This window comes from Nostoc sp. CHAB 5715 (assembly GCF_020829685.1).
Classification (GTDB): domain Bacteria; phylum Cyanobacteriota; class Cyanobacteriia; order Cyanobacteriales; family Nostocaceae; genus Nostoc.
On record NZ_JAIVFR010000322.1, the window covers coordinates 1 to 7,144 of the forward strand.

11 protein-coding genes are annotated in these 7,144 nt (G+C 41.4%); 4 read left to right on the top strand and 7 right to left on the bottom strand.

Going from position 1 to position 7,144, the window contains the following annotated elements; translation table 11 throughout:
- Window positions 1-95 precede the first annotated feature (95 nt).
- Together LC574_RS18520 and LC574_RS18525 are read right to left on the bottom strand one after the other, a co-directional pair.
- Window positions 96-419 carry a tetratricopeptide repeat protein gene (locus LC574_RS18520; protein WP_229454862.1) on the bottom strand — a complete coding sequence of 108 codons (324 nt, stop codon included), beginning with the start codon at window positions 417-419 and terminating at the stop codon, window positions 96-98.
- A gap of 197 nt (window positions 420-616) precedes the next feature.
- Complete coding sequence (locus LC574_RS18525; RefSeq protein ID WP_229454863.1) at window positions 617-943, bottom strand: hypothetical protein; 327 nt, start codon at window positions 941-943, stop codon at window positions 617-619.
- A gap of 312 nt (window positions 944-1,255) precedes the next feature.
- Between LC574_RS18525 and LC574_RS18530 the strand changes: the two genes are divergently transcribed.
- Complete coding sequence (locus LC574_RS18530; protein ID WP_229454864.1) at window positions 1,256-1,927, top strand: calcium-binding protein; 672 nt, start codon at window positions 1,256-1,258, stop codon at window positions 1,925-1,927.
- Here the strand turns inward: LC574_RS18530 and LC574_RS18535 are convergent.
- Both LC574_RS18535 and LC574_RS18540 read right to left on the bottom strand, forming a co-directional pair.
- Window positions 1,857-2,174, bottom strand: a complete 318-nt coding sequence (locus LC574_RS18535) for a hypothetical protein (protein WP_229454865.1) — start codon at window positions 2,172-2,174, stop codon at window positions 1,857-1,859. The two genes, LC574_RS18530 and LC574_RS18535, sit on opposite strands and share 71 nt — an antisense overlap.
- 352 nt (window positions 2,175-2,526) lie before the next feature.
- Window positions 2,527-3,507, bottom strand: coding sequence for an aldo/keto reductase (locus LC574_RS18540; RefSeq protein WP_229454866.1), 981 nt, complete (start codon window positions 3,505-3,507; stop codon window positions 2,527-2,529).
- A 326-nt stretch (window positions 3,508-3,833) separates the two neighbouring features.
- Between LC574_RS18540 and LC574_RS18545 the strand changes: the two genes are divergently transcribed.
- Window positions 3,834-4,025, top strand: a complete 192-nt coding sequence (locus LC574_RS18545; protein ID WP_229454867.1) for a hypothetical protein — start codon at window positions 3,834-3,836, stop codon at window positions 4,023-4,025.
- Here LC574_RS18545 and LC574_RS39100 read toward each other — a convergent pair.
- A complete protein-coding gene (locus LC574_RS39100) occupies window positions 4,012-4,332 on the bottom strand; it encodes a GNAT family N-acetyltransferase (RefSeq protein ID WP_229454868.1) in 321 nt (106 codons plus the stop codon). The two genes, LC574_RS18545 and LC574_RS39100, sit on opposite strands and share 14 nt — an antisense overlap.
- Before the next feature lie 332 nt (window positions 4,333-4,664).
- Here LC574_RS39100 and LC574_RS18555 point away from each other — a divergent pair, with 332 nt between their 5' ends.
- Complete coding sequence (locus tag LC574_RS18555; protein ID WP_229454869.1) at window positions 4,665-5,450, top strand: hypothetical protein; 786 nt, start codon at window positions 4,665-4,667, stop codon at window positions 5,448-5,450.
- A 268-nt stretch (window positions 5,451-5,718) separates the two neighbouring features.
- Here LC574_RS18555 and LC574_RS18560 read toward each other — a convergent pair whose 3' ends face one another.
- Entirely contained in the window at window positions 5,719-6,123 is a 405-nt protein-coding gene (locus LC574_RS18560; RefSeq protein WP_229454871.1) for a response regulator, read from the bottom strand.
- Between the two features lie 386 nt (window positions 6,124-6,509).
- Here LC574_RS18560 and LC574_RS18565 point away from each other — a divergent pair, with 386 nt between their 5' ends.
- A complete protein-coding gene (locus tag LC574_RS18565) occupies window positions 6,510-6,737 on the top strand; it encodes a DUF2600 family protein (protein WP_229454870.1) in 228 nt (75 codons plus the stop codon).
- 26 nt (window positions 6,738-6,763) lie between these two features.
- Here LC574_RS18565 and LC574_RS38105 read toward each other — a convergent pair whose 3' ends face one another.
- Entirely contained in the window at window positions 6,764-6,898 is a 135-nt protein-coding gene (locus tag LC574_RS38105; protein WP_267871590.1) for a hypothetical protein, read from the bottom strand.
- Window positions 6,899-7,144 lie beyond the last annotated feature (246 nt).

Genomic DNA, 7,144 nt, shown 5'->3' on the forward strand with positions numbered 1-7,144 from the left:
CCTGGCGAATTGTTCGCAAAGCGGCATTATCTAAGGAGCCACCAATACTGCCAATACTGATATTAACCGCACGACTTTCAGCAAATGCCGGCGCACTAATCGACAATACTGCCCCGACAATAATGAACTTCTCCAACCAAACCAAATTCTAGAGCGCGGACAAAGGATTTTTCTGCCTGTTTAAAATCTTGTTTTTGGAATTCTTGCTGACCCCGTAGCAACCAAATCTCTGATTCTTTGGGAGTGAATTCAATATCAGGGTGCAAGCGCTGATTTTTTTTGATTTCTTCCAATGCCTGCCGATATTTTTTCTGCTTCAGTAATTCTTGCAGTTGCATCTGGAAAGAGTTTTCAGCAACTTTTGTCCCTGTGTTAGAGACGTGTTGTTGCGAGCGCTGTTTGGACTGATGTTTAGCCACTGGGCTTTCTTCCTAATTGTTTTTTGATTTTCACTCTCATAGTTAAGGGCGGCTCCAACTACTCTCTTAATTTCAATATTAGTATTAGTGGGTCGTTCGCAGAAATTTTACAAGCCGCTGTAACGTTTTCCTCTCAATGCTATTCTCCTCGCTAAAGCCGCCAATTATCACCATCTTCAGATGGTACTGCAACGCGTCTATGAATCTGCGCCAGCTTCAGCTACAGCAGCACCCACGTCTGGTTTTACCTCCTTCGCCTTCTTTTCAAAAAGCTGAATTCCTGCGTCAATCACTTCAAAGCCGTTCTCTGTTCGTTGGCCAAGCTTGCCCGAAACTGCCCCTGCCCAGTCTGCAAACTCTGAAGCGCTAGTTTCAGCCTTGCGCCAGCTTTTTGCATTAATCAGAGCAGTGAAGACTATACCGTTTTGGTCAGTCAGTGAGACTTCAACTTTTTTATTCGCTGCTGGTTTGGCATCAGGCAGTGCGCCACTAAACTTAATTGTGACCTCGCTTTTTGCTTCCATCGCTTCCCCTAAATCATTAGAAATTCAAATTCTTCGCTTTTGATATTATCAGGCTTGATGGAATGGCATCGCAAATGGGTGCATCCCAGTTTTTATTTTGCAATGAGAGAATAACTGTCATTGCGAGGAGGAACGACGAACGCAAGTGCGTGTCGCAGACAAGCAATCTCATGGACTCGTTTTGACCTAAAGAATTTTGCGATTGCTTCGTTCCTCGCAATGACATGTAAAAAAGTGGGATGCTCCCTCGCAAATTAGGTACTTTAAACCAAATTTACCCTTGGTGATAATTTAGCGCAGCTTCATACAAAAATGGTATCAGGTTCACAGTACGATGACTTGATTGTGGGGAACAATGGCAACGATACGTTCTCTGGGGGCTATGGTGGCAATGATACGATAGATGGGGGTAAGGGTGACGATGTGTTGTCCGTCGATTACAGTAATGTTGAAGAAAAGATCACTTCGACATTCAATGCTATTACTAACACTGGCTTAATTACGGCTGGTACTGCTCGAATTAGCTATAAGTTTATAGAACAATTAGATATCACAGGTACACGGTACGATGACTTGATTGTGGGGAGCAATGGCAATGATACCCTCAAGGGTTATTCTGGCAATGATACCCTCACAGGTGGCAAAGGTAATGATAGCCTAATTGGAGAAGTTGGTACTGACACCTTTGCTTTCAATAGTTTCAATGAAGGCATTGATAGTATTGATGACTTCTACGCGACAAATGAACTGATTCAGGTATCGGCTGATGGTTTTCGTGGCGGGTTATCATCAGGTTCACTCAAAGCAAATCAGTTTACCATCGGAACATCTGCAACCACTAACACTCAGCGATTTATCTATAACATCGCTACAGGTGCATTGTTCTTTGACCAAGATGGTAGTAAATCTAGCTTTACTCAGGTACAATTTGCACAACTAGATGGTGGAGTGACACTAACCGAAAACAATTTTGTGGTTGTTTAATCGGAATTAGCGCTTTGCTATCCAAGCGGTATGGTTTGCGAGGTGCTAAGTACAGCATTTCATTAATTCGTAGCGAATTAAATTTGGCAATATCCTGCAATGCCAATGCATCGGCTAACAATGCCAATGCATCGGCTAACAATGCCAATGCATCGACTGACAATGCCAATGCATCGACTGACAATGCCAATGCATCGACTGACAATGCCAATGCATCGACTGACAATGCCAATGCGTCTCCTTGCATTAAAAACGTTACGATTTTACGCAAAGCTGTACTAAGTAACTACGCAAAATTAATTACAGTCATTGCGAGCGAAGCGTTCGCGGAGCGTCTCGAAGAGAAGCAATCCCAGCTTTTGCGATTGCTTCATTTCGCTTCTCTACGAGACGCTACCGCGAACGCTGCATTCGCAATGACATTGTGTAATTAATTATGTTTACCTACTTATTTTTAGCATCTCGCATTTGATTTCTACAAGCCGCATACTCTTGACTTATAGTCACGAGTATGTTGTAAAGGCGAAAGCGCCAAAATATCCGGGTTTTGGCAATAATATCCTTGAAACGGAAGAAAGCTTTTATTTTTTGGATCTTCTTCAGCGATTAACAGTACTCATATCAGGATAGCGATCGCCTGCGGTAAAACCCTTTATTGCTATTGCTTCAATCCGACTGAGGTCATCTGTAGTTAGAACAATCTCAGTTGCTGCGATGTTTTCTTCTAAATAAGTGCGCCGCTTTGTACCAGGAATCGGCACAATATCTTCACCTTGAGCCAGTAGCCATGCCAAAGCAAGTTGGCTAGGTGTGACTTGCTTTTCATCAGCGATTTCCTTGACTTTTTCAACTAATTGCAGGTTTTTATAGAAATTATCGCCCTGAAAACGGGGATTATTTCTCCGGTAATCATCTGCTGCAAGGTCTTCAGGACGGGTGATGGCTCCCGATAAAAACCCACGACCAAGAGGACTGTAAGCAACAAAACCAATTCCTAGTTCTCGTATAGTAGGTAAAATTTCATCTTCTGGATCGCGGCTCCACAAAGAATACTCTGTTTGTAGCGCGGTAATTGGATGAACTGCCACAGCCCGTCGAATTGTCGCCGGGGCAGCTTCCGACAGCCCTAAGTAGCGCACTTTACCAGCCTGTACTAACTGAGCCATTGCCCCTACAGTATCTTCGATTGGCACGTTTGGATCAACTCGATGTTGATAGTAAAGGTCGATAACCTCTACTCCTAAGCGTTTAAGTGAAGCATCACAAGCTGTCTGGACATATTCAGGGCTGCCATTAACTCCTTTCCAACCACCTTCTTCGGTACGAACATTGCCAAACTTGGTTGCTAATACTACTTGCTCTCGACGATCCTTAATTGCTCTACCTACTAATTGCTCATTAGTGAAAGGCCCATACATATCAGCAGTATCGAGAAAATTAACTCCAAGTTCCAAAGCACGATGGATAGTGGCGATCGCTTCAGATTCATCACGACCACTGTAAAACTCAGACATTCCCATGCAACCAAGTCCCAACTGTGAAACTTCCAGTCCTTGTTTGCCTAACTTTCTAGTTTTCATTGAAAATCTCCTAGCTATTAAGTCTTATATGAACATCAGTATTAAAATAAATAACGACATGTTACCTAAATTACAGGAATTTGTCTTAGCTCTTTAGTAGTATTTTGAGCAATTTAGCTACTGTTGCTTTTGTTTATAATTTCATTTGTATCTAAAAATGCAGTAATTGTTCACAGAGCTTCAAACCATTGGATAGAAATAATTGCAGAAACACTATTTCTTTTTTAGTAGGCAGAAACCAGGCTTTTAAGATTGAATCGAATTAAGTAAATTGAGGAAAACAAAATGGCTTTAATTCGTTGGGAACCTTTAGAGAAGTAGAAATTATGCAGCGCCAAATAAATCGATTATTCGATCAAATGCTGTCACCTCAAGAGAGCGATCGCCTACGGAAAGACGTAGCCCATCGTGGCGATATTATTGCATTTACACCTCCTGCCGAAATCCATGAGACTACCGATGCCTTTAAACTTGGTTTTGCAAGATTTTTCAAACCCTTTGCACCTACAACTTCTTGAAGTACCTGGCGATCGGTAAGAGCCCGAAACCCAGCTTTTCATAGGTATAACGTGCCGGGGCATGGCCAGGATCGCCTCCAGTCTCGACCATAGCAACCGACATCCCAGCAACTTTCATCCAATCAAGAACGAATTCCATGAGAGCGCTGCCAATGCCTCGACGTTGATAGTCTGGATCGACGGCGATCATGTAGATTTCTCCCAACCTGCTCTCTGAGTGGAGTTTCACGGCTACAAAGCCCACAGTTGAACCAGAGTCGATCGCCGTTCGCGGAGCGTTCCGTAGGAAAGGCGGGTCTTCGACCATCGCAACCCACACCTTTGTGTTTGCGTCAGCACAGACTTCCTCGACAGCCTTTTGCTGGCTTACACGCCAATCGGGATCGGGATAGAGTTCCCGGTACACGTCAAGGTCTATCGCTTTCTGAATCGAATCAAAGACCGGAGTCCATGCCCGAAGCGAAAGACGAATGACGGCATCAAGTTGATGGGGGTTGTATGGTTCAATTCGCATTTCAGTAGAGCAAGTTAAATTCAAAATTTGCTATTATACCATAAAAATGCATCATCTTCTACAAAGGCAGCGCTTGCCTATCCAGAATCAGTATCTTCTGTCCCCTATTCCAGCAGCGAACCTAAATGGCGAATAAAGAGCTAGAAACGCTCAAAAAACTAGCTTTTAATCAATCTGAGCGCAGTTCAGAACAGCCTTTGTCACCACCAGACTCCGACGCTAGCTTAACCAAAGAAAAGCCTAAGCGAAATATGAACTGGTGGTTTTTAAAGATAGCGTCTATTACAGGATTATTGTATTTACTCTTTATCGTACTTACTCCTACCCCACCTCCTCAAGAAAACCGTAGAATTGGAAATACGGAAGTTATTATATTTAGTTTGATTTTGCTGTTTAACTCAGGTTTGCTAGATAACATAGATGATATCTCAATTTCAGGTACGGGAATTGCGCTAAGGAGACTCAAGCAAGAAGTTAAGGATGATATCAATAAGTTGCAAGATGAGCAAATAGCCGAACTGAATAGACAACAGAAGCGGATTGACTTACTTCAGGAGCAACAATCAGCAACATTGCAATTTTTAGTTAGATATCTGATTGATGGCAATGAACTTAAGCATCTAATTATGCTTAATTCCCAAGAAGAATTTAACTTTAAATTTGACGATGATTTAGCAATGGAACTGAAGCATCTTCGAGCTATGGGTTTTATTAATAATTTTGTGGGCAAAGGAATTGAAAAAATTCAACAAGATGGAGAAGGAGATTTAAAAAACTATTTTCACATTACAGAAGAAGGTAAATCGTATTTAGCTTTGAGAAAAACCTTAGGAATCAATGAAATTCCTGGACTGGGTGAAGATGGACGATGGCATCGAGACATTAGGGATTCAGCAGTCATCTCCTTGTGACTAAAATATACCCAAAAATCTTTAGTCTACTGAAGTAGACTTTAGCTAAAAGCCAAAGAACTTTAGTTCCAGGCGCGTGAGTCAAGCCGAAAGTTTTGCTATTTCTAAGCTTTTGTTGACACTAATGGGCGCTGCCGTGCCCTTACACCTGGCGATATAATGTTGTACCGCATCTGAATGGGAACCGCTATATCAGCTTTAAAATAGAGTTGTTGCACGAATGGGGAAAAATGGTAAGAGGAAGTAATTGAACACTAGCACTTCATAATTACCAATTACAAGAACCAACCAAACTAGCCACTATCTCAACTAGTTCTTCTGGATCAATCGGTTTAGATACATGAGTGTTAAAGCCACCTTCCAAGGCGCGGATACGATCCTCACTATCAGCAAAGGCTGTTAAAGCAATAGCCGGGACTCGTCCACCATTCTTTGGTTTGAGCGCACGAATTTTGCGGATGAAAGTGTAACCATCCTCCCCAGGCAACCCGATATCAGAAATTAAAACATCGGGTTGCAATTCAGATAAAACTTTGCGTGCCGCATCTGCTGATATTACTGCTATAACTTTTGCTCCATCCATTTCCAACACAGTAGTGATGAAGAAGCGAGTATCATCATCATCCTCAACTACCAGAATATCTAAACCAGCGAGAGTTCCAGAAGGTTCCATAAATGCCATTTTATTATAACTTTCTGTGACTTTTACCTGCTAATGATAAAATCAGGGCTTGAGAAACCCTCAAAATGACCTTTTTCATATGCGGTGAAAAGTCAGAACTATATAATCAACGGTAAAACAAACAGAAAACAACTTATAATCAATTTTAACAATTTATTTGTATCTAAATGCACATCTAATTTAGAATCGAAAATCTTCCAAATGGTAGGTATAATTTATTTTTTTATTTTTATTTTAGAAGCAACGCTATAAAAAAAGTTATTTTTATCCTGCTCTTTGTAATTATAATCATGAATTTGGTGTAAAAAATCTTGAGTTTTAAATAAAATTGAGTCCTGGCTTTACCCATGAAAAAATAAGGCTTTTACCCAATATGGTTGAACTACGTAAAAGCTTTATTAAGTATAGAAATTAAAGCATTTCCTTGTGAAGGAGGCTCTATCTATGGATTACTTGCCCAAGAAAAAATTGGGGCAAAAATTCGCTTTATAGTTGCTTATCAAACTATTAGTGATGATTTGAATATAGTAGTTCCCATTCAGATGCGGTACAACATTATATCACGAGGTGTAGGGTGTACCTCACGTAAACAAGAACCGCTATAATTTATGCGATCGCAGTACTTTATGATCTACAAGTTCATAAATACACGGCTCTCGATATTATTGAGAGGTTCGATGGTTGGGCGATTGACTACGGTATTGGGCGAGAGGGCGCGATTGCAATGCGATCGCTCTCTAACTCCAAAATGCAAATAATGCTTCATTCTCGAAGAAACCTGCAAGTTCTATGTAGTTTTTATGTCATTTATAGCCAGTTGTAGAGCGGGAACTGAACTCTTTTGAGTACTGTATCAATCATGTAGAGGCGTTCAACAGCACTCACACAACAAAATGAAGAAGCAGGGGAGCAATAAGCAAGGGGAAAAGGGGAAACTTTCTCCCCTACCTCCCAGCAAGAACTGCCCCAATTCCTCTTTTCCTTCCCCCTGCAAGAACTGCCTCTTGTTGAC